Annotated in this window: 18 protein-coding genes and 1 pseudogene; 12 read left to right on the plus strand and 7 right to left on the minus strand. The window is 68.7% G+C overall.

Annotated elements, in window-relative coordinates:
- Nucleotides 1-141: 141 nt before the first annotated feature.
- From ABZ840_RS07495 to ABZ840_RS07515, 5 genes are read right to left on the minus strand one after another with little or no spacing between them, the layout of a single operon-like run.
- On the minus strand, nucleotides 142-1,011 hold the full coding sequence (locus tag ABZ840_RS07495; protein WP_361554760.1) for an amidohydrolase family protein: 870 nt from the start codon (nucleotides 1,009-1,011) through the stop codon (nucleotides 142-144).
- A 13-nt stretch (nucleotides 1,012-1,024) separates the two neighbouring features.
- Entirely contained in the window at nucleotides 1,025-2,530 is a 1,506-nt protein-coding gene (locus ABZ840_RS07500) for a penicillin-insensitive murein endopeptidase (RefSeq protein WP_361554763.1), read from the minus strand.
- A 4-nt stretch (nucleotides 2,531-2,534) separates the two neighbouring features.
- Nucleotides 2,535-4,541, minus strand: a complete 2,007-nt coding sequence (locus ABZ840_RS07505; protein ID WP_361554766.1) for a hypothetical protein — start codon at nucleotides 4,539-4,541, stop codon at nucleotides 2,535-2,537.
- An 11-nt stretch (nucleotides 4,542-4,552) separates the two neighbouring features.
- A complete protein-coding gene (locus ABZ840_RS07510) occupies nucleotides 4,553-5,866 on the minus strand; it encodes a hypothetical protein (RefSeq protein ID WP_361554769.1) in 1,314 nt (437 codons plus the stop codon).
- A 5-nt stretch (nucleotides 5,867-5,871) separates the two neighbouring features.
- Nucleotides 5,872-6,753, minus strand: a complete 882-nt coding sequence (locus tag ABZ840_RS07515; protein ID WP_361554772.1) for a hypothetical protein — start codon at nucleotides 6,751-6,753, stop codon at nucleotides 5,872-5,874.
- 299 nt (nucleotides 6,754-7,052) lie between these two features.
- Between ABZ840_RS07515 and ABZ840_RS07520 the strand changes: the two genes are divergently transcribed.
- On the plus strand, nucleotides 7,053-7,796 hold the full coding sequence (locus ABZ840_RS07520) for a LamG-like jellyroll fold domain-containing protein (protein ID WP_361554775.1): 744 nt from the start codon (nucleotides 7,053-7,055) through the stop codon (nucleotides 7,794-7,796).
- Nucleotides 7,797-7,984: 188 nt separating this feature from the next.
- Here the strand turns inward: ABZ840_RS07520 and ABZ840_RS07525 are convergent.
- Nucleotides 7,985-8,256, minus strand: a pseudogene (locus ABZ840_RS07525) (helix-turn-helix transcriptional regulator); the annotation flags it as partial.
- Nucleotides 8,257-8,345: 89 nt separating this feature from the next.
- Between ABZ840_RS07525 and ABZ840_RS07530 the strand changes: the two are divergent.
- The 11 genes from ABZ840_RS07530 to ABZ840_RS07580 all read left to right on the plus strand — a co-directional run bounded on the left by ABZ840_RS07530 (nucleotide 8,346) and on the right by ABZ840_RS07580 (nucleotide 20,091).
- Nucleotides 8,346-9,737, plus strand: coding sequence for a DUF1932 domain-containing protein (locus ABZ840_RS07530; RefSeq protein WP_361554778.1), 1,392 nt, complete (start codon nucleotides 8,346-8,348; stop codon nucleotides 9,735-9,737).
- Complete coding sequence (locus tag ABZ840_RS07535) at nucleotides 9,734-11,071, plus strand: TRAP transporter large permease subunit (protein ID WP_361554781.1); 1,338 nt, start codon at nucleotides 9,734-9,736, stop codon at nucleotides 11,069-11,071. Before ABZ840_RS07530 ends, ABZ840_RS07535 begins: the two co-directional genes overlap by 4 nt.
- Before the next feature lie 15 nt (nucleotides 11,072-11,086).
- Complete coding sequence (locus tag ABZ840_RS07540; RefSeq protein ID WP_361554784.1) at nucleotides 11,087-11,368, plus strand: hypothetical protein; 282 nt, start codon at nucleotides 11,087-11,089, stop codon at nucleotides 11,366-11,368.
- A gap of 158 nt (nucleotides 11,369-11,526) precedes the next feature.
- Nucleotides 11,527-12,282, plus strand: a complete 756-nt coding sequence (locus ABZ840_RS07545) for an IclR family transcriptional regulator (RefSeq protein WP_361554787.1) — start codon at nucleotides 11,527-11,529, stop codon at nucleotides 12,280-12,282.
- A 15-nt stretch (nucleotides 12,283-12,297) separates the two neighbouring features.
- Nucleotides 12,298-13,269: a cyclase family protein gene (locus ABZ840_RS07550; RefSeq protein ID WP_361554790.1), complete on the plus strand. Its 972-nt coding sequence runs from the start codon at nucleotides 12,298-12,300 to the stop codon at nucleotides 13,267-13,269.
- A 58-nt stretch (nucleotides 13,270-13,327) separates the two neighbouring features.
- Nucleotides 13,328-13,543: a hypothetical protein gene (locus ABZ840_RS07555; RefSeq protein ID WP_361554792.1), complete on the plus strand. Its 216-nt coding sequence runs from the start codon at nucleotides 13,328-13,330 to the stop codon at nucleotides 13,541-13,543.
- 31 nt (nucleotides 13,544-13,574) lie between these two features.
- The gene (locus ABZ840_RS07560) at nucleotides 13,575-14,594 is read left to right on the plus strand and encodes an Lrp/AsnC family transcriptional regulator (RefSeq protein WP_361554795.1); all 1,020 of its coding nucleotides are present in this window, start codon (nucleotides 13,575-13,577) and stop codon (nucleotides 14,592-14,594) included.
- A 106-nt stretch (nucleotides 14,595-14,700) separates the two neighbouring features.
- A complete protein-coding gene (locus tag ABZ840_RS07565; protein ID WP_361554798.1) occupies nucleotides 14,701-15,657 on the plus strand; it encodes a polysaccharide deacetylase in 957 nt (318 codons plus the stop codon).
- A complete protein-coding gene (locus ABZ840_RS07570) occupies nucleotides 15,654-16,982 on the plus strand; it encodes an MFS transporter (RefSeq protein WP_361554801.1) in 1,329 nt (442 codons plus the stop codon). The genes ABZ840_RS07565 and ABZ840_RS07570 overlap by 4 nt, the downstream gene beginning before the upstream one ends.
- A complete protein-coding gene (locus ABZ840_RS07575) occupies nucleotides 16,982-17,815 on the plus strand; it encodes an SDR family oxidoreductase (RefSeq protein ID WP_361554804.1) in 834 nt (277 codons plus the stop codon). Before ABZ840_RS07570 ends, ABZ840_RS07575 begins: the two co-directional genes overlap by 1 nt.
- The gene (locus ABZ840_RS07580; RefSeq protein WP_361554807.1) at nucleotides 17,812-20,091 is read left to right on the plus strand and encodes a M20/M25/M40 family metallo-hydrolase; all 2,280 of its coding nucleotides are present in this window, start codon (nucleotides 17,812-17,814) and stop codon (nucleotides 20,089-20,091) included. Before ABZ840_RS07575 ends, ABZ840_RS07580 begins: the two co-directional genes overlap by 4 nt.
- 12 nt (nucleotides 20,092-20,103) lie before the next feature.
- Here the strand turns inward: ABZ840_RS07580 and ABZ840_RS07585 are convergent, their stop codons facing one another.
- Nucleotides 20,104-20,868 (minus strand): SDR family oxidoreductase, encoded by a 765-nt coding sequence (locus ABZ840_RS07585; RefSeq protein ID WP_361554810.1) that lies wholly within the window; start codon nucleotides 20,866-20,868, stop codon nucleotides 20,104-20,106.
- Between the last annotated feature and the right edge of the window lie 67 nt (nucleotides 20,869-20,935).

Raw genomic sequence — 20,935 nt, forward strand, 5'->3', positions numbered from 1 at the left:
GTGTCAGTGGGCTCTGCTCTACCCACCACGGTGGCGGCCCCGACGCGGCGATTCAAGTCGCATCGTGCCCATTGCCGGGTGCCGGGCCGCGCCCGGCATCGCCGGACTGCTCATCCCGCCCCGTGGGCCGCTCCAGCAGCCTCAGCAGTTCCAGCCAGGTGCGGAAGGGTACGGGCGCGGCCGCTCCCTCGGCGAACAGCCGGCCGTACACCTCATCCGCTCGGTAGTACAGCTCGATGACGAATCGCACGGCTCCTCCCAGCTGCGGGAATGCCCGAGCGGTGGCGTGCTGTGAAGCAGCCGCAGGAGATTGCCGCCGGTGATCCGGTCCTGGGCAGCGCGCGGGAGGCGCAGAGCACGGATCTTCTCCAGCTCCAGACCAGGGTGCAGCCACGGGCCGTCGGACCCGAAGAGTATCTTTCCCGGGCCTGCTCTGAGCACCGCCTGGCGAAGCACATCGAAACGGCGCACCCCCGAGGTGTCTGCATGGATGTTGGGATGGCGGACCAGGTGATCGATGAGGGACAGCTGCGCACTCCAGTCGTCGGAGAAGCTGCCCAGATGAGGGATGACGAAGCTGACGTCGGGAAAGGCCCGGGCCAGCAGTTCCAGGGGTGCTGTCTCACCCATGACGTCGTAGATCACGGGAAGTCGGAAGCGGCGCGCCGTTTCGCACACCTCGCGGGTGATCCGTCCGTCCCTGCGGTGCACTTTGATACCGCGGAATCCCCAGCTGCCGACTGCCTCCGACACCAGGGCGTGCACCCGGCCGGCGTCCCGTGCCGGGTGCACCATGGCGAAGCCGATGTAGCGCTCGGGCCGCTCGCTCACGATCCGGGCCAGGTCATGGTTGGCCACCGCGTAGTCCTCGTGGAAGACGGGCAGCAGCACGGTACGGCGGATGCCGGCTCCCCGGGCGCGGGACTCGTAGTCTGCGAGCGACGGCACGGTGTCCCAGGGGCCGCTGAGGCCGGATCCTCGCCCCGCATGACAATGGCAGTCCACGATCATGACCGCTCTCCCGTCAGGGCGGCAGGATGCGGACGGCTCCGCGGGGGAGCCCGGCGAGCCTGCGGTCGGTGAAGAAGGCGTTCTTCGTCTGGTCGATGCCGGGCACCGGGCCGATCCACGACCAGCCCTTCCGCTGTGCGAGCGCCACGGTGTACTGCTGCCATTCCGCGAGGTTCGGGCTTCGGCGATGTGCGTCGCGGAAGTACTGCCAGGTGCTGCCGAATTCGGTCGCGTTGCCGATGGGGTTGGGAATCGCTCCGGTGAGGGCGCGAAAGGCAGCGCTACGGGCGGCGTCGGGCAGCTGGTCCCACCGCGACTGCTGCAGTCGGTGGAACCCTCGTAACTGGCCACGGGGGATTCCCGGCGGGGCGGGCGCTTTGTAGGTGTCACCGGTACGGACGTAGTCGGGACGGTGCATATGGCGACGGGCGGCGCGCCAGTCCTTGAGGACCTGTTGCAGGGGTGTCGAATAGGCCCTGAGGAATGCCTCGAAGGTGGCGTAATGGCGGCGGGTCAGCAGTGCGTAGCGGTTGAACATGGCGTACAGGACCGCATGGGTCTCCAGGTCGTCACGGCCGCCGCTTTCCCCGATGATGAAGCGTGCCGTCCACAGCAGGTCCTCCGGGCTGAACCGGTAGGGAGGCGCCGTACCTGCCGGGCCGGGCGCCAGTGTCGTCAGAGTGCCGAGAGCTATTGTGCCCGCCGCGGCCGGCCGGACCGCCGCACCGCCGGCGTGCTGTGGGACCGGTACCGCGGCGGCCGGCGCGGCGGTCTGCGAGGCCGGTGCTGCTTTCGGGGAAGCGAAGCGCACGTGCAGGTGGTTGTCGTGGTTGTCCCACCGCTGCACGCCCCGCACGCCCGGGTCGTTGAACAGGATGAAGTGCACGCGGAGTACACCGTTGGCGCGCAGCCGGTCGACGAGCTCCTGAGTGAGTGCCCGGGAATAGCCGGGGTGCCCCTGCACAACCGGTGCTTCCCGACCGTCGTCCCGCAGCGGCCGGATGTCGACGTCCAGACCGAGCCGGTGTGATCCATGACCCGTGATCGGACCGCCGCCACGCAGACCGATGTCACCGATACCGATCCTGGGGCCGCGGGGGCGCGCCTGCTGCCAGGCCGCCGCCACCGCTTGCAGGGCCCGAACCGTCTCGGCCCTTCCGTAGCGACGGTCGGCCGGGCCCGTGCCGTAGAAGCCGGGGCCGTTGTCCGGCAGCTGAGCCGATATCGCCGGGTCCTTGCCGAGCCCCGCGGCGACACGCAGCAAGGACCAGGTTGCCGGGCCGATCAGGCCGTCAGCGGCGAGACCGGTCCTGGCCTGCCACTTGGCTGCCTCGGTCACCAGCGCGGCGTCGTCCCATCCGGTGCGCTTGGGGTTGAGCGCGCGCCGGAGCGCGGGCAGGTGGGCTCCCCACCCCAGTGATGCCGCGTACTGCCGGTTCCGTTCCACCTTGCGGGCGAGGGCGGTCGACGCGACCTCTTCGGTGCTCTGCTGCAGAGCGACAGGAGGCACAGCTGTCATGTCCCTACCTGCCTTCCGGTCGTCCGGGCAGGGGCCGGCTCGGTGTGCCCGGCGGAAGCTGGGCGGGCGCACCGGAGGACGGCCGGCCGGGAAAGGCAACACGGGGCTGAACGGCGGGCAGTTGCCGCACGGGCTGCGGCGACAGCTGGGCTCGCGGTGTGTACCCAACGGCCGGTGCGGTGGCGGACTCGGCACCGGAAACGGTCCGCCTGCCGGACTGGTCGGCCAGTCGGCGGCGCAGATGAATCGCGGGCATGGTCACGTCGATGCGCGCATCGGTCCTTTCGACACCGAGGTCGACGCCGGTGACCGAGCGGTACGCGTGCACGTACCCCTGAATCTCCGTACGCCAGTAGCGGGCCCACTGGGCAGCCTGTGACCGGTCGATCACGGCGTTCCAGTTGCCGAACCGTACTGACAGCAGTAGCTGTTCACCGAACTGCCCCAGATCACGGAAGTGGATGACACTGTCCGGCGACCAGCCCTGCAGCCGCTTCATGCAGTCGACCTGGCCCATCCACCGCTCCGGGTAGGCGACCATCGTCCGCGTGGGGAGGAACTCGCGCATCTCCCGCCGCGAGAGCAGCCACTCCTGGATCAGCATCTCCTGCCGTGCTGTCCACGGGAGGTCTCCGTACTGGTTGTGCTGGCCTTCGGTGAGCAGCAGATGCACGTCCTTGAGCGCGTTGAGCACGGGGAAACCGTCGGCGAGCACGGTGGTGTCGTCGTCCTCCCGGAAGAACACCGAGGTGAGGTTCAGCAGGGTGTGGAATGCCTCCAGGAAGCGAGGCCTGCTGTCTGCCGGCCGCAGCGCCGGTGCGCCGAGCGGGAGTTGGGTGATGCCGTACTGGTGGTCGTACTCGTAGGCCCGCCGTACTGCCGTCAACCGGTGTTGTTCGTCCTGCACATAGCCCCAGAGCAGCTGGCCGAGCGCGCGCAGCGGGTCGGTCTCCAACTGGGCCAGAGGGTCGGGTCCCAGTGTGCCCCGCAGGTTCTGGAAGCGGTTGGCCACCGCGTCCAGCGAGGAGCACAGCATGCCTTCTTCATGCCAGTAGGACCAGATGAATTCCAGGAGGAAGGGGTAGCGCAGCTTGTCCTCAAGGATGCCGTAGCAGGTGTCGACGCCGAAGCTGTGGGCGCTCCTGAGGAGTACCCCCGGGAGGTTGCGCTGGATCACTCCCAGGTAGGGCAGTACCGCGGGGTCGTTATGGCCCGCTGCCCCCTTGGGATCGGCGGAGATGTACCTCCGCCAGCGGTTCGTGATCGCTTGCCTGAACGGGTCGTCCGGTAGGACCCGTTCGCCGTACCGCTCCCGTTCTTCCCGCAGGTCGAGTCGGCCCACCAGTTTATCGATGACGTCCTTGTTGGACGAGACGAAAACACCGCACTCGGCGAGCAGGAAGACCTCGGTGGCCCTCTTGAGCAACTGGTAGGCGTCGACACCGGGGAACGGCAGCGCTGCCAAGTCGGGCTTCTCCCGCGGTGGAACGATCTTGCTGAGTGCGGCGTTGAGCAGCGCGGGGTTGCACATGATCGGTTCCAGCCAGGCGTCGTACTCCTCGAACGAGATGCGGTCCGTGCTGTTGCGGATGAGGCTCCACAGCGCCTGGTCGTCCTCGGGGAAGGTCGCCGCGGGGTTCATCTGGACCTGGACGTTGTCCCCCGAGGAGAAGGGAGGCCGAATGGCAGGGACCACTTGGATGGTGATCTCTCCGACGTCGACCTCGTTGACAGCCATCACCGCGTTGGCAAGGTCGTTGGGGTCGGTGGTGCCGATCGTCTGGCCTGGTTTGAGGGTGATGACCACGCGGACGATGTAGTCACCCGGAGACTGTTCCGGCGACACGTTCCACCACGCACGGTACGGGTTACGGCGGTCTTTCACCGGAGAGTCCTGCACTCCGAGGACTTCCCACTCGACGGGAAGGTTGGGGGGCTGCTCCTTGGTGATGAAGGCGATGCGTCCGCCTTGCTGGACGGTTGCAGAGGAAGGTTCGATGGTGACGGGCATGACCGGCCCCCTCAACTCTCGCTGAATGCCTTGCCGGGCAGTGCCGCACACCTCGTGGCGGTACCGAGAGTGCTGGACAGCGCCCAATGCGTGATCAGATCACCCAGGAGGCGGCTCTCCTCCTCAGGGGTGATCAACGCGGTGCTCCTGGCCTGGCCCAGGACCGCGAAGACGACGGACGGTGGTGCGGCGCGCATCAGGGACGGCTCCACGACCCAACTCCGGTACCTGGCCGCAAGGAGCTGCGGCGCACGTGCGGACTGTGGCACCAGTTCGGTCATCCGCGCGCCGTTCAATGAGGGCGGGCGGTGCCGCAGCAGCAGATCCACGAAGCGCGGCATCGAGCCCTCCAGCGCTCGAACGAGAACGCTCAGCTCATCCGGTACCCGCGGCAGGGGGTAGAGCGTCCCCCACAGGTTGCTGAGACTGCGCCACTGCGGGTGCGGATGCAGTGCATCGCCCATGGCGCAACTCAGTCTCACCCGGATGTATGGAAACGGGTGGGGGTCGCCCGGTACCGCAACGAACACAAAACGCCGGGGAAGACTGACGACCGACATCAGTCCGAGCGTTGCGGCGATCCCGAGCTTTCCCACCGCGAAGAAGTCGGCCACGATCTCCGAGACCGTACGGCCCCAGTACGCGAAGGCGGTGCGGGAAGCCGCGTCCCGGCACCGGCGCTCCGCGTCGTACAGTGCGGCCCGCAGCGAACCGACGAGATCGAGCAACGCCGCCACTTGATGACCGACCTCGTGCAGCAGGGAAGCCCCTATCCCGTGGCCGATCATGCGTTCGCGGGGGATCCTGATCAGTGCGAGGGGGCTGCGAGCGCGGCCGGGTACGCGGGTGTTGATCCGACGGATCGCGCCTCCCGGCCCACGGTCCAGGTAACAGGCGACCGGCACCGGTGTGTCGAGGACCGTACCCGGCACGGTGAGCGCTTCGACCGCGGCGACGTCCAGCCCGGAGAGCCAGACCCCGGTCTCCCGTTCGCTGCGCTGGGTGATGACCTCCTGGAACAGATCGAACTGGCCCAGGACGTCATGGAAACCGCCGCGCAGCGCAACGAAGCGGCGCTGTGCCACTTCGGGCGGTGTCGCTCGGCCGGTGCTGTCGAGCCAGGCGAGAAACGCCTGGACCCGACGCCGGAGATCCGCCTGGCCACGGGCGAGGAAGTGTTCGATCGCTGTCTGTGCGTCCGGTGACAGGGCGGCGGCGGGCACCATCGTCTCGTACAGCGCGAAGGGACGCACCCGGTCGAGCCGGGCCAGCAGGGCATGCGCCTCTCCGGACAGATACGAGCCCGCTTCCGCGTACGCCTCCATGGTGCTCAGGCCCCCAGGATGACGATCTTGCGCCCCTGGCGTATCCAGCGACCGGACCGTGCCCGGGCAGTCGCCTGACCGTCGGCAACCATCCCATCCGGGCCGGTCTCTTCGCTTACCGGCATCTCCTGGCCCGCGCTCTGGGGCGAGTAGCCGGCTTGGCCATGCGCACAGGAGCAGGTGGGCACCGGTGCCGGCCAGTACCAGGGGGCCGGGGATGCGAAGGCACGGAAGCGCCGGGCGAGGCCCGGAGCATAACGGCGGGCGGCCGACAGTGCGGCGTCCCGCGCCAGCATCTGAGGCGCGGCCCTGCGGGGATCGAGTGCGGCGTTACCCGCTGCGGTGGCTGCCAGCCGTACGAAGCGGCGGGCGATCTCGAACTCCTGCTCTTCGCGGTCGGCACCTTCCGTGTCGACCTCGAAGAGGTTGCCCGCCATCGATCCCAGCTTGCCGCCGATGAGTGTGCCGACGCCCGGCGCGACGAACGAACCGAGTACCCTGCCGGCAATGGGCAGGGCGGCCTTCGCGACGTTCTTGAAGATGCCGCCCAGCGAGCGCCCTACGGGGGACCGCAGAAAGCCGCCCACCCCGCGAGACACGTTTTTGAAAAGCTTCCCGAGGAACTGCTCGAGTTCGGCCTCGGTCGTCACCTCCATCAGCTCCGCGGCCAACTGGACCTCGTCCGTCTCGCCGAGTGGGCTCTCCATGGACGGCAGGGTGCTCTCCGCGGGCTCACCGCCCTCCTGCAGACCTTCCCACTCCTCGGACGCGCTGCCGAACTCGGCCTCGGCGCCTTGAAGTTCGAACTCACCGGGGTCCTGCATCTCGGCGGCGAACTCAGTCTCGTAGCCATCACTTTCGCTCGGCATGAGCCCGTACTGTGACATGCTCAACGACTCCTTCGGCCCTCGTCCATCAGCCGTCGACCAGCCAGAAGCCGGCGGTGCCGCGAACGTACGCCGCGCAGGCAGGAAGGGCGCCAGGGCCCGGTTCAGGGTTCTCCCTGAGGTGACTGCCAGGGTCACCCGGCAACGTTGGCCGAAAGCAGTGCCTGACGAAGAACAGCCCTCGTACGACCATGGAAGTGCGCAGGCAAGCTGTCTGCGCCAGCACCGCTGTTCACAGCGGCACTACGGCAGCTCGGCCGTGACTTTCAGAATGTCAGCGCTCTTCCAAGGACGTGCTCATGAGCGCCTATGACGACATCGTTCTCTCCGACACTCCCGTTCTCTACCTCCCACTGGGCGGCAGGGAGAAGGAGACATCCCTGGCGGGCCACCTGACTGCCGCGTACCACGGAACCCCGGGTACCGGCCCTCTCCCCAACGGGGACACCGCCTCGGTCTTCGATGGCACACCGGCGGAGTACGTCGAGGTGCCCGACGACGACTCGCTGTCCGTACCCACCACCGGAATCCTCACCATCGAGGCCTGGATGCGCCCGGACAATCTCACCCCGCCGAACGTGGAGAGCAGTGGCTACGTCCACTGGCTTGGGAAGATCACCTACGGCGGAGGGGACAACCGGGAGTGGGCCGCTCGTATGTACTCCCTGGACAACACGGAGGGCCGCGCCAACCGCATCTCCGGCTATGCCTTCAACCGGAAAGGTGGAGAGGGCGTGGGCTCCTACTTCCAGGACCCGGTGGAGGTGGGGGAGTGGATTTACTACGTGCTGGTCATCAACACCGTTGTGCGCGACGCGCCGTACCCCATGGGATACACCAAGATCTTCAAGAACGGTGATCAGAGGGACCAGGACTCCCTCGCCACGCTCACTATCGAGCCCGCGAACACCACGTCCCCCATGCGCATCGCCACCGCGGGTCTCCGCTCCTTCTTCCCCGGTGGCATCGGCAAGGTGGCGGTGTACGCGTACGAACTCCCGGGCGACCGCATCGCCGCGCACTACAACGCGATGACCACCTGAACAGGGGCGACGGGGATGGGTACTTCACTGCGGGGGCGGCGGCCATCACCCAGTCGGCGTTGAGGTCCCGCAGACGCGCGGAGTCGTCGGCACTTGTGGTCACGATGCGGCTCCCGTCCGGAGGCACGCGGCAGTGCCGTGACCTCTGCGTGCGCTCGCTCCCAGCGGTGCCGCCGCTCCTCCGCGCCACCGTGGCAGGCCTGCGCGTAGGCGAGAGCCACCGGGAGCGTTGGCAGGCGTTCGCCCGCCGCGGCCTGGGAGAGGGACTCGGGGGAGTAGCCCGCACGGCGGGCCATGGCGCGTAGCCCGGAGTGCTTGCCTCGGCGCGGAGTTTGCGTAGCTCGTACGCGAACCGCGCGACGGGTCCGTCCTGCGGATCGATCGGCTTCTCCGGACGCCCCCACTCGCCTCCCCAACCCTCACCAATGGACCTCGTCCGTGGCCGAATTTGATCGATCATTCGCCGGCTCTTGACGCCTGCGTTGCGACAGAGCAACATCCTCGCGCACTCCATGAGAGAACTTATCGCTGTGTGAGAAGAGGATGGCAATGAAGGTCGGAATTCTGGGCCTGGGTGAAGCCGGTGCCCTGTATGCGACGGGCTTCGCGGAACATGACTGGGAAGTGAGCGGGTTCGATCCGGGCGATGTGCCCACCCCGTCGGGCGTGGCGCGTGCAGCCACGGCGGTCGAGGCGGTGCAGGGCTGTGACCTGGTACTGAGCCTTACGGGCGCCAAGGCTGCGCCGGCCGTTGCGCAGGACGTGGCCCCGCACCTGGAGGCGACGACCGTCTACGCCGATATGAACGCCGGTGCGCCGGAGCTGAAGCGGCAGATCGCCGACGTGATCTCCAAGGGCTCCCGGGCGGTCTTCGCGGATGTTTCCGTGATCGGGTCAGTGCCGAAGTACCGCCACCGGACCGCTCTGGTGGCCAGTGGCCAGGGAGCATCCGTGATCGCGGATTACTTCGGCACCCTCGGGGCGCCGGTGGAGGATCTGGGGGACGAGCCCGGGGCGGCCTCGGCGCGCAAGCTGCTGCGCAGCCTGTTCATGAAGGGTCTGGGGGCCGTCATCGTGGAGGCCGTGGACGCGGGGCGTGCGGCCGGTGACGAGCCCTGGGTGCGCGAGCAGATCGCGAAGGAACTCGTCGACGGTGAGAGTGCGCTGGAGCGTCTGTACCACGGTACGTTCAAGCACGCCGACCGCCGGGGGCGCGAGGTGGCGGCGGCCGCGGAGCTCGTGGCGGAGCTCGGCCTCGATACGGGGCTGGCGCGCGAAATCAGCCGGCTGCACTTCCTCGCGGGCCGCGCCGAGGGGCTGCGTGACACCACCCGGCTGACTCCGGAACTGCTGGCCTCCTACGCGGGCCTGCCGACGGCGAACATCGGGGATGCCACGGAGCGGCTGGGGCTGCTGCATTCCGGCATCAGCGCGTTGTGGCCGGGGGCACGGGCGGTGGGCCGTGCATTGACGGTGTGGACCCGGGCCGGTGACAATCAGGCGCTTCACCAGGCCATCAAGGTCGCCGAGCCCGGTGACATCATGGTCGTCAACGGTGAGGGCGATGTGTCCCGTGCGTTGATCGGAGAGCTGATCGCCGAGCGCGCCAGGGCACGCGGCGTGGTGGGTATGGTGCTCGACGGCGCCGCCCGCGACGTCGAGGTCCTGGCCGAGATGGGCTTCCCGGTGTGGGCGCGCGCTGTCACTCCGGCCGGCCCGTACAAGTTCGGTCCCGGCCGGGTCGGTGTGCCGGTCGCCGTGGGCGGCGTGGTCTGCCGGCCCGGTGACCTCGTGGCGGCGGACGGCGACGGCGTTGCCGTCGTCCCGGCCGACCGCGCGGCCTCCGTCCTGGTCGCCGCCCGCGAAGTCGAGGCCGAGGAAGCACGGCGGCGCGCCGACATCCGCGCCATGGCCGTCGGCACGCCAGGAGGAGCATCGTGATCGCCGTATGGGCACTGGGCTGCTACGTGGTGGCCATCATCGTGTGGAACGCCGTCCTCAAACGCAACATCGGCGAGGCGCTGATCGTCGGCTTCCTGGTCACCGGCCTGTTCGCCGGCGGGGACATCGGGCACGTCATGTGGAGCGGGTTCGCCGAGGCCATGCAGGAGGAGGTCACCTTCGCCGCGCTGGCCTTCGTCTTCATGAGCTACCTGCTCGCCCGCACCCCCGTCCTCGACCAACTGCTGGGCATCCTCAACTCCCTGTTGGGGAGGTTGCGGGGTGGCCCGGTCTACACCTCCACCCTGGCCGCCGGCATCTTCGGCGCCATCGCCCATGTCGGCGCGGCGGTGACCGCGGCGGTCGGGTCGGTGACGATTCCCTGGATGAAGCGCTCGAAGGTCAGCGGCGAGCTCGCGGCCACCGTGGCCGCCGGGGGCGCCGGCATGGGCGTGACCTTCCCCTTCAGCTCCACCATGTTCATCCTCATGGGAACCGCCGGTGTGGCCTCCATGGCCACCACCGACGACATCGTGCTGCCCCTGTTCCTGGGCGGCCTGTGGTGTCTGGGCTACCGCATGGTCGCTGCGTTCATCATGGTGCGCCGCCACAAGATCCAGCCGATGGACCGCGCCGACCTGATGCCGCTCCGCAGGAGCCTGAGCGCGGGCTGGACGAGCCTGTTCCTCTTTGCCGCGATCGTGGTGCCGTTGCTGCTGACCAAGGGCCCCTCCGGCGCTGCCCTGAGCGACCGGGTCGGCACCACGATGTCCGACGCCATCAGCCTGATCACCTGGATACCCGTCCTGCTGATCGCCACGGTCCTGATCCTGGGACGGCGCCACCTGCCGCGCTCCGGCCGTGAGTGGTGGCAGGTGCTCGGCGGCGCGGCACCCCAGTTCGGTGTCATCGGTGTCACCATCGTGGCGGCCTTCTCCGCATCCAACGTGTTGGGGGAGCTGGGCCTGCCGCAGCAGCTGACGGATCTGCTGGCCGGGGTGGACGCCCCGCTGTGGGCCATGGCGCTGATCGTGGGCGTACTCGTCGTCGGTGTGGCCATCCCCCTCACCGCCAGCGCCACCATGGCCGCCATCGGCCCGGTCGCCGTCTCCTCCCTGGTCGGCGCCGGAGTACCGCCCGCCACCGCCTGCGTCGCGGTGCTCATCTTCGCCTCCACCGAGGGCGCCTCACCTCCGTCCGGCGCCCCCATCTACGTCGCCAGCGGCATCGCCGGCATCGATCCGTCCCGCACGTTCCTGCCGCTGGCCGCCTACTACTGCGTTCCCATCCTGCTCATCGGCGCCGCGGTGGCCACCGGCGTCCTGCCCGTCTGAACCGGAGGCCGCACCATGGCTCACCGTCTCCTGCAACCTCTCTTCCGCCTCAGCATCCTCGTCTTCCTGGCCGGCGGCGTCGTCACCGTCCTCGGTCAGACCCTCGGCATCGTCCTCGGCGACGCCCGGTGGGTGATGCAGGTGGAAAGCAGTGCCCAGCCGCCGACCTGCATCGCCGCGAGCATCTGCGGCATCCTCTCCTTCGTCCTCTCCTACCGACGGTCACAGGACGCCCGGGACGACGCGGAGAACGACCGGCTCCCCGAGCACACGGCGAACGCCGGCCGCGCGCAGTAGGACCACTGTCTACGGGATCGTTACCACTCCCCGGAACACCACTGTTCCCGGATTGCTCTGCCTCCTGGGTGGATCTTGTGCGATCCACTTCCCGCTCGCATGCTGATAACTCTTATCAAGACCAACGTGTGCCGAGCAGACCATCGAGGAGTCCTTCCGTGGCCACCACCCCACCCGCTTCTGCCATGCGGTCCCTCGACCGGGCCTTCGACGTCCTGGGCGTCCTGGAGGACACCCGCCAGCCCCTGCGCCTGAGCGAGGTGGCACGCCGCGCGAACCTGCACGTCGCCACCGTTCAGCGCATCCTCAATGTGCTCATCGAGCGTGGCTACGCGGCGAAGGAGGACACCGGCTACGTCGCCGGCCCCGCGGCCGTCGCCACCGCCCACGCCTTCCTGGTCAACAACCGCCTCAGCCAGATCGCCCTTCCCGTCCTGCAGGAACTGGCCGCCACCACCAGCCAGACGGCCAGCCTGTACGTACGTGTCGGACTCGCCCGCGTACTCATCGCGCGTGTCCAGGGCCGCAACCCCCTGCGCTACCAACTCCCCATCGGCGAGAAGCTCCCCCTGCACCTCGGCGCCGGCAAGGCGCTGGCCGCATGGCTGCCCGACACCGAACTCGACACCCTCATCGAGCAGGCCGCCCCCTTCACCCGTATCTCCGGCGAACACATCACCGCCGATGATCTGAGGGCCGATCTCCAGCAGGTCCAGCACGACGGCTACGCCCTGTCCCTCAGCGAACGCGCCCTGAACGTCACCGCCGTCAGCGCACCCATCCGCCACGGCGAGGACGTACTGGGCGCACTCAGCATCACCGGATCCAGCGGCGAACTCACCGACGACGACCACACACGCCTCATCAACGAAGTACGCAGGGCAGCCGACGCCGTCGCGGCGCGCTGCCCCTGACAGAAAGTCGCCCACGTGCCTCTGCCCACCTACCGACAGCTCACCGAACGAACCGACGCCCCGGCAGGCTCCAGCTGGCATCTCTTCACCGACCAGCCCGAACGAGGCATGGCCAACTTCGCCGGCCCACCCCAGATCCGCCGCGCAGCCGGCACCGTCGTTCAGGGCAGTGCCTTCAACCTGGATTACCCCCTGGACGCCTTCGACCCGCCCATGTCCAAGGCCCGCGGCATTCCCCAGCACCGCATCACCGCCAAGCACGACCAAGCACGCGATGACGTCCTGGACAACTTCCACCTCCAGGCAAGCACCCAGATCGACGGACTGCGCCACCGCCGCGCCTCCGGACACGGCTTCTACAACGGCGTACCCGACCACGACATCTCGCCCCGCAGTCCTCGCCTGGGCGTGCAGCTCTGGGCCGAGCTGCCCCTGGCCGGCCGCGGCCTGCTGATCGATGTCGAGGGACTGCTTCGCGACCGCGGCACACCCCTGCACCACGCCGACGGACCCGCCCTCACCCCCGACCTCCTCGACGACGCCCTGGCCGAACAGGGCTGCCACGTCGAATCAGGTGACCTGGTCATGGTGCACACCGGCTGGGCGGACTGGTACCTTGCCACCACCCCCGAACAGCGCGCCGAAACCCGTGACCGGCGCCACGCCACCGGCTTCGCGCAGAGCCGTGCCTTCGCCGCGTGGTGCTGGGACCATCGCATCGCCCTGATGGCCACCGACACCTTCGCCGTCGAAGTCCTCCCCGTACTGGAGAACAGCGACTTCCACCACAGCGCACCCGAGGACAACGGCATGATGCATCAGGAGCTGATCGCCAAACTGGGCCTCCCCCTGGGCGAACTGTGGAACCTGACGGCCCTCACTCAGGACTGCCGCGCCACCGGCCGCTGGGACAGCCTCCTTACCGTCAAACCGCTCAACCTCACCGGCGGAGTCGGCTCACCCGCCAACGCCACAGCCCTTCGCTGACCGCCCGCAGCAGGGCTCGTGGCACGGCTCGCGGGTCTCGGCCGGGGGAGGGCACCCGGTGGAGCTCTCCAGCGGAGCTTCTCAGCGGGGCAATTCGATGGGGCAGTTCAGTGGGGCAGTTCAGCGGGGCTTTTCCTGCAACGGCCGTGGTGAAATCCTGCATGCGCTGTTCATCCGCCTGAGCGGGCCGGATCTGCGCTTTTGCTTCCGTTCAAGGCTCGCGATGCCGGATACCAGCGCGCTGACCAGCATTGATGCAGGATTCCGCCATTGACTGGCGGAAAGTCGCTGGTTAGCTTCGGCACATGACCCAGGAAGCCCTCGCGGACTCCATCGACGAGCTGGACCGCCGCGTCATCGCAGCCCTCCAGCTCAACGGTCGTGCCCCGTGGAGCGCGGTAGCGCGTTGGGTGGGTGCCAGCGAGACCACCGCCCAGCGCCGCTACACGGCCCTGCGCGAGCGAGGGCTGCTACGGGTCATCGGCACCCTGGAACTGGACCGGACTCGGGAGGGCTCCTCCATGCTGGTCCGGGTGCAGGCCCGCCCCGGTCGCGGACTGGAGGTCGCGGACCGCTTCGCCGCGAGCCCCGATGTCCGCTTCGTGGCCGTCGTCACCGGGTCGGCCGATCTCATCGTCGACTTCGTCGCCCGTGACAACGAGGAGATGATGCGGATGCTCTTCACCGACCTGCCGGCGGCGGACCTCATCACGAGCACCGAGGCGGTCCCCGTGATCCGGGCGTTCACCTCGGCGGCGATGTGGGACACCGGGCTGCTTCCTCCCGCGGCAGCCGCCGACCTGAGACCGGCCTCGTCCTCGGCCTCCTGCGACCGCGCCGACCGGGACCGTGCGCCACACGCGCTCACCCCGCTGGAGCAGGAAATCATCACAGCGCTGAGGGAGGACGGCCGGACACAGATCAGCGTGCTGGCCCGGCGCCTGGACCGTGCAGAGTCCAGTGTCGCGCGTGCTCTGGACCGGCTCATCTCCCGCGGCATCCTCCAGTTCCGCACGCTCGTCGAACCATCCCTCCTCGGCTACGACGCGGAGTTCATGGTGTGGCTCTCCATCAAGCCCGACCAGTTGGAAGCCGCGGGCAGACAGCTCGCCAGGCACCCGGGAACGAAATTCCTCGCCGCGGCGACCGGGCGCTTCAACCTCGCCGGACACATGGTGCTGCCCCGGCGTGCCGACCTCCTGCACTACACCAGCGACGTCATCGGGACGCTGCCCGGACTCATCGCCTCCGACGTGACACTGCACCTCGTCACGATGAAGTACTCATGGCACCGGATGGACCGCACCACCCGACCATCCGGCTGACCACCTGAGCCGCTGGTCCCACCGGTTCTGCACGACACATCGTCGCCGCCCGCAGCGGCCGTATCGCCGCTCCGCCCCAGCCCCGTATCACCACCGTGGAGTCATCATGCCCCCAGAAGGCTTCAGCCTGCCCGCAGAGAGCTGGCGCTGGCCCGAGAGCACGTGGCGCGGCCACGTCGACGCCGTACGCGCCGGACGGCGCCTGCTCCCCGAGCGCTGGCCTGACGGTGCCCGCGTCGCCGTCGCCCTCTCCTTCGACTCCGACCACGAGACGATCCCCCTGCGCGACGGCGAGACCAGCCCCGGCCGATTGGCCCAGGGCGAATACGGTGCACGCGCCGGCGCCCCGCGGATCCTGCGACTGCTGGCGCACTACGGCGTACCCGCGACGTTCTTCATGCCGGCCGTCTCGGCGCTCCTCCACCCGGAAGAAGCCCGCGCCTACACCCGGGACGGGCACGAACTGGCCGTCCACGGCTGGATCCACGAGCGGAACATGCTCCTGGACCACAGCGATGAGCGCGAGCTGACCGCACGCGCCCTGGACACCCTCACGACGCTGACCGGACAGCGCCCGGTCGGGATCCGGACCCCCTCCTGGGACTTCTCGGAATCCACCCTCGACATCATGCTCGAACTCGGATTCGCCTACGACTCCTCGCTCATGGCCGACGACGAGCCGTACGAGATCGTCGCCGGCGGGCGGCCCACCGGACTGGTCGAAATCCCCGTCGACTGGATCCGGGACGACGCGCCGTATTTCACGATGGACCGCTACGGATCCGCCCGCCCCTACACCAGGCCCCGCGACGTCGGGGAGATCTGGCGGGACGAGTTCGACGCCGCCTACCGTGCCGGCGGCGTCTTCCAGCTCACGCTGCACCCACATGTCATCGGCCACCGCTCACGCCTGGTGGTGCTGCGGGAACTGCTCGACCACATCACCGCACACCGCGACGTCTGGTTCGCCACCCACGCCCAACTGGCCGACACCGCAGGCAACATGCTGAACAGCTCCGCCTCATCCCACCCCGCCTCTGACGCCCCGGAGCACTCGCCATGAACACTGGATCTGTCACGCCCGCCGGCTCCCGAAGAGAGAACAGCGGCGGCTCGCCCACAGGCAAACTGAATGGCGCCCAGCGCAAGGCCATCGTCGCAGGCACCATCGGCAACACCGTCGAATGGGTGGACTGGGCGCTCTATTCGATCTTCGCGAAGATCATCGCTGACGAGTTCTTCCCCAAGGGGAACGGCGCGGTCGCACTGCTGTCGACCCTCGCGGTGTTCGCGGTCGGATTCGTCATGCGCCCCGTCGGCGCCGCGGTACTCGGGGCCTACGCGGACCGCCGTGGCCGCAAGAAGGGCATGGCACTCACCGTCGCCCTGATGGCGGGCGCCGGATTCATCATCGCCATCACCCCGTCCTACGAGACCATCGGTGTGCTCTCGCCCCTGCTGCTGCTCATCGCCCGCCTCGTACAGGGCTTCTCCGCCGGTGGTGAATTCGGCTCGTCCTCCGCCTTCCTCGTCGAATCCGCAGCCCGGGGCCGCCGCGCCTTCGCCGGGTCCTGGCAGCAGGTCTCGGTCGCCGGCGGCGTCCTGATCGCCTCGCTCCTGGGCACCCTCACCACCTCGATGCTCAGCGACGAAACGCTGCACTCCTGGGGCTGGCGCGTGGCGTTCATCCTTGGAGGACTGCTCGGACTGGTGGGCCTGTGGCTGCGGGTCTCCGTCGAGGACACCCAGTCCTTCACCCAGGCCCAGGGGAGCGGCCGCACTCGCACCAACCCCGTCAAGGCCATGTTTGTCGAGCACCCGGCAGCCACCCTCCGCGTCGTCGGCATCACGATCGCGGGCACCCTCACCTACTACATCTGGGTCAACTACCTTCCCACGTACGCGAATTTGACCACCGGCATCCCACTGAAGACGGCCCTGCTCTCACAGACCCTGTGCCTGATCATCTTCGTGATCGCACTGCCGTTCGCCGGCCTGCTCTCGGACCGCATCGGACGCAAGCCGACGATGGCCGGATTCGCCGGCGGATTCGTCGTCCTGGCCTGGCCGCTGCTGCACCTGCTCCACAACAACTTCCTCAGCCTCTTCCTGGTCCAGCTCGTAGGCATGCTGATGATCCTCGGCTACTCCGCCAACTGCGCCGTCATCATGGCCGAGCAGTTCCCGGCGGAAGTGCGCGCCACCGGCATCGCCCTGCCCTACGCGCTCGCCGTCGCCCTCTTCGGTGGTACGGCCCCCTACGTCACCACGTGGCTGCACGAGAGCGGGCACAGCGACATGTTGTGGATCTACGTGGCCGCCGCCGCGCTGATCTCCCTCGTCGTCTACCTCACGATGCCCGAGACCAAGGACAAGGAATTCCACTGATGCCGCACGTACTCATCACCGGCGCTGCGGGCGGCATCGGCAGCGCGATCGCCGAGGCATTCGCCGCACAGGGCGCCTCCCTGACGCTCGCCGACCGCGACCCCGACGCACTCCACGCCACCGCCTCCCGCTTCGGTGCGAGCGCCGCGACTCGCACCGCGGACCTGACCGACCCCGATGCACCCGCCACTCTGGTCGAAGAGGCCTGGGCCGCACACGGCCCGGTGGACGTCCTGGTCAACGCCGCGGGCCTCTACCCCTCCCTGGACATGGCCGACGTCGACGCAGCCGCCTGGGACCGGCTGTTCGCGGTCAACCTCCGCGCCCCCGTGCTGACGACCGCAGCCTTCGCCCGCCTCGCCATCGCGGCGGGCCGGCCCGGTGCCGTCATCAACATCTCCTCCGGCGCGGCCCTGCGCTCACGGCCGGGCGGCGGACCGTACGCCAGCTCCAAGGCGGCGCTGGACATGGCCACCCGGGCCGCAGCCCTGGAACTGGGCAGGCATGCCATTCGCGTCAACGCGGTCAGCCCCGGCTTCGTCCTGGTCGACAGCGACTGCAATCCGGTCTCCGCCGAGTACGCCGAGGCCATCAGCGCCAACCCGCTCGGCCGCCCCGGTACGCCACAGGACATCGCACGGGCCGTGTGCTGGCTCGCAGGGCCCGACTCCTCCTGGATCACCGGAGAGATCCTCCGCGTCGACGGCGGGTCCAGCGCGGGAGCCCTCCACCTGCCCCGCATCTGGCAGTCCCACGACACCCGCGCCACCGCGGCCGCCGAGCCCGTTGCGGCAGCCACCACGACAGAGGAACACGAGGAACACGCCGGATGAGCGACCACAGCCCTGAACGAGCCGACCACAGCTCCGAACGAGCCGCCTACACCATCGTCGGTGCGGGAGCGATCGGCGGCACCCTCGCGTTCGCCCTCGCCCGCGCGGGCCACCCGGTCACCGTCATCGACACCGACCGCACCCACATCGACGCCATACGTACGCACGGACTCGTCCTCGCCCGGGGCGACGGCCGAACGAGCATCCCGGTGACTGCCGCCACGCCGGAGGAATTCACTGAATCGGATACGGTCGCCGGATCGGAGAAGTTCACCCGCCCCCTGGAACGTGTCCTCCTGGCCGTGAAGGCACAGGCCACCCAAAGCGCCATCGACTGGATCGCCCCTCGCCTGGACCCGAACGGGTACGTCGTCTCCGTACAGAACGGGTTCAACGAGGACCTGATCGCCCGCCGCATCGGCGCCCACCGCACCATCGCGGCCTTCGTCAACATCTTCGCCGACGTCATCGAACCGGGCGTGATCCAAGATGGTGGCGCCGGAGCCCTGGTCATCGGCGAACCCAACGGTGCGCCTGTCAGTGACCGCGTCCGCGACCTGGTCGCCGACCTGCAGAGCTGGGGCCCCGCTCAGGCCAGCGTCAACGTCGAGGGTTACCTGTGGGCGAAGGCCGGGTTCGGAGCCATGCTCGCGGCCACAGCACTCGCCGACGCCCCCATGGCGGACCTCATCGACCGCCACCGTCCCGCCATGGCCGGGCTGACGGGGGAGATCTTCGCCGTGGCCGACCAACGCGGCGTCAAGCTGGAGCGGTTCGACGCCTTCGACCCTCACCCCTTCAGGCAGGGAAGCGACGTCGCAGCATGCCATGCCGCCTTCGACCGCCTCACCGCCTGGCTGCGCACTCAGACCAAGGACCGCAGCGGCATCTGGCGCGACCTGGCCGTACGCCACCGGCCCGTCGAAGTCACCACGCACTACACCGACATCATCGCGTACGCCGCACAGGAGGGCCTGCCCACGCCCCTGCTGCAGTCCGTCATGGACGGACTGCACGAACTCGAAGGCGCACCCCAGAAGATGACCGAAGCCCGGATCGCCGAACTCGACAGGCTCGCCACACAGCCGGCTGCTGACTCCGTGCCCGACAGCGACAAAGCCACGGCAGTGCAGCGCTGGCTGGAGCGCCACCGCGAAGAGATGATCGCCGACCTCGCGGCGTACACGGCGCAGGGCAGTGCCAGCGACGACCTGGACGCCTTGGACACCTGCCTGACCTGGTTGCGCGACTGGCTGGACCAGCGCCTGGGGGCACCGGAGACGGAGAAGGTCCTCCCGCGCGACGAGGCCGGAGACATCCTGATCCGCCGCTATCCGGCGCGCGGGGCGACAGCGGCCGACGACCGGACCGTCATGCTGGTGGGCCACTACGACACCGTGTGGCCTACCGGCACCCTGGACACCTGGCCCTTCCGCCGGGAGGGCGACCTCATCACCGGGCCCGGCGTCTTCGACATGAAGGCTGGCCTCGTCCAGGCCGTATGGGCGCTACGTGCGCTCGACGCCCTCGACCTGCCCCGCCCGGCCCTCACCCTCATTCTCAACGGCGACGAGGAGACCGGAAGCCTCGCCTCGCACGAGGCCATCGTCGAGGAAGCCCGCGACGCCCGGCTCGCCATGGTCTTCGAAGGCGCAGCCGACGGCGCCATCAAGACCGCCCGCAAGGGGGTCGGACTATTCGCCCTCACGGTCATCGGCACCGAGGCCCACGCCGGACTGGACCCCACCGCAGGAGCCAGTGCCGTGGACGAACTGGCTCACCAGATATTCCACTTGACGCAACTGCGCGACCACGAAGCCGGAACTTCCCTCAACGTCGGAGTGATCGAAGGCGGCACGCGCAGCAATGTCACGGCAGGCCGAGCCACCGCACGCCTCGACGTGCGCGTGGCATCCGCCGCCGAACAGCAACGCATCACGCAGGCCCTCGGAGCCCTGAAACCCATCGACCCCCGTACACAATTGCAGGTCACGGGGGACTGGAACCGACCCGTCTTCGAACGAAGCGAGCAAGTCGCCGCACTCGCCCGCTTGGCGAAAGCCTGTGCACGACTGCTCGGGTACGACCTGCCCGAGGCCTCGGTCGGCGGAGCGAGCGACGGCAACTTCCTCGCAGCCGCCGGCGTACCGGTACTGGACGGCATCGGTGCGGTCGGCCATGGCGCCCATGCCCGTTCGGAGAGCACGTACGTATCCGGCATGCTCGCGCGAGCAGCGCTGGCCGCCACCATCCTCGTCACGCTGGCCGGCCGGTGACGACGGAGGTTGCTACAGGCCGACGCCGCCGGTGACGTCGACCCTGGTGCCGGTGACCCAGCGGGCATCGTCGGAGGCCAGAAAGGCGACCGCGTCGGCGATGTCCGTGACCTGGCCGATCCGGCCGAGAGCGGTCAGGCTGATGTTCCGCTCCATATTCGCCGGATCGGCCAGCACTTCGGCGGTCATATCGGTACGGGTGAATCCGACGGCGACGGAATTCACGGTGATTCCGCGGGGGCCGAGGTGCTTGGCCAGGGTGTGGCTGAACACTTCGAGTGCGCCCTTGGTGAGCGGATATCCGATGCCGTGGGCGGAGGCGATCCGAGTGGAGACGGACGAGATGTTGATGATGCGGCCGCCGTCGCGCAGCCGTGGCAGCAGTCGCTGAGTGAGGAAGAACGGTGCTTTGACGTTGACCGCGACCATCTGGTCGAACTCCTCAGGGGTGAGAACCTCGATCGGTCGCCCCATGAGGTTGAGCCCCGCGTTGTGAACCAGGATGTCGATCGCCGATTCCCCGTGCGCGCCCAGTCCGGTCTCCAGCCCGGCCATGAGCGTGTCCACGTCGTCGTGAACGCCCAGCTGGGCGCCCACGATGAACGCCCGGCCGCCTGCCTCGGCGATGGCGGTGGCGGTCTCCTCGGCCGCCGCCTCGTTGCTGCCGTAGTGCACGGCCACCAGAGCGCCGTCCCGGGCCAGGCGTTCGGCGATGCCCCGCCCGATGCCCCGACTGCTGCCGGTGACCAGCGCGACCTTCCCGCTGAGGTTCCCCATGTCCACTCCTTGACTGCGTCCCGCGGAGTTCGCTCCACCCAATCAAGCAAAGTTAGGCTAACCTAAG

Source organism: Streptomyces sp. NPDC047117 (assembly GCF_040643545.1).
In the GTDB taxonomy this organism is placed as follows: domain Bacteria; phylum Actinomycetota; class Actinomycetes; order Streptomycetales; family Streptomycetaceae; genus Streptomyces.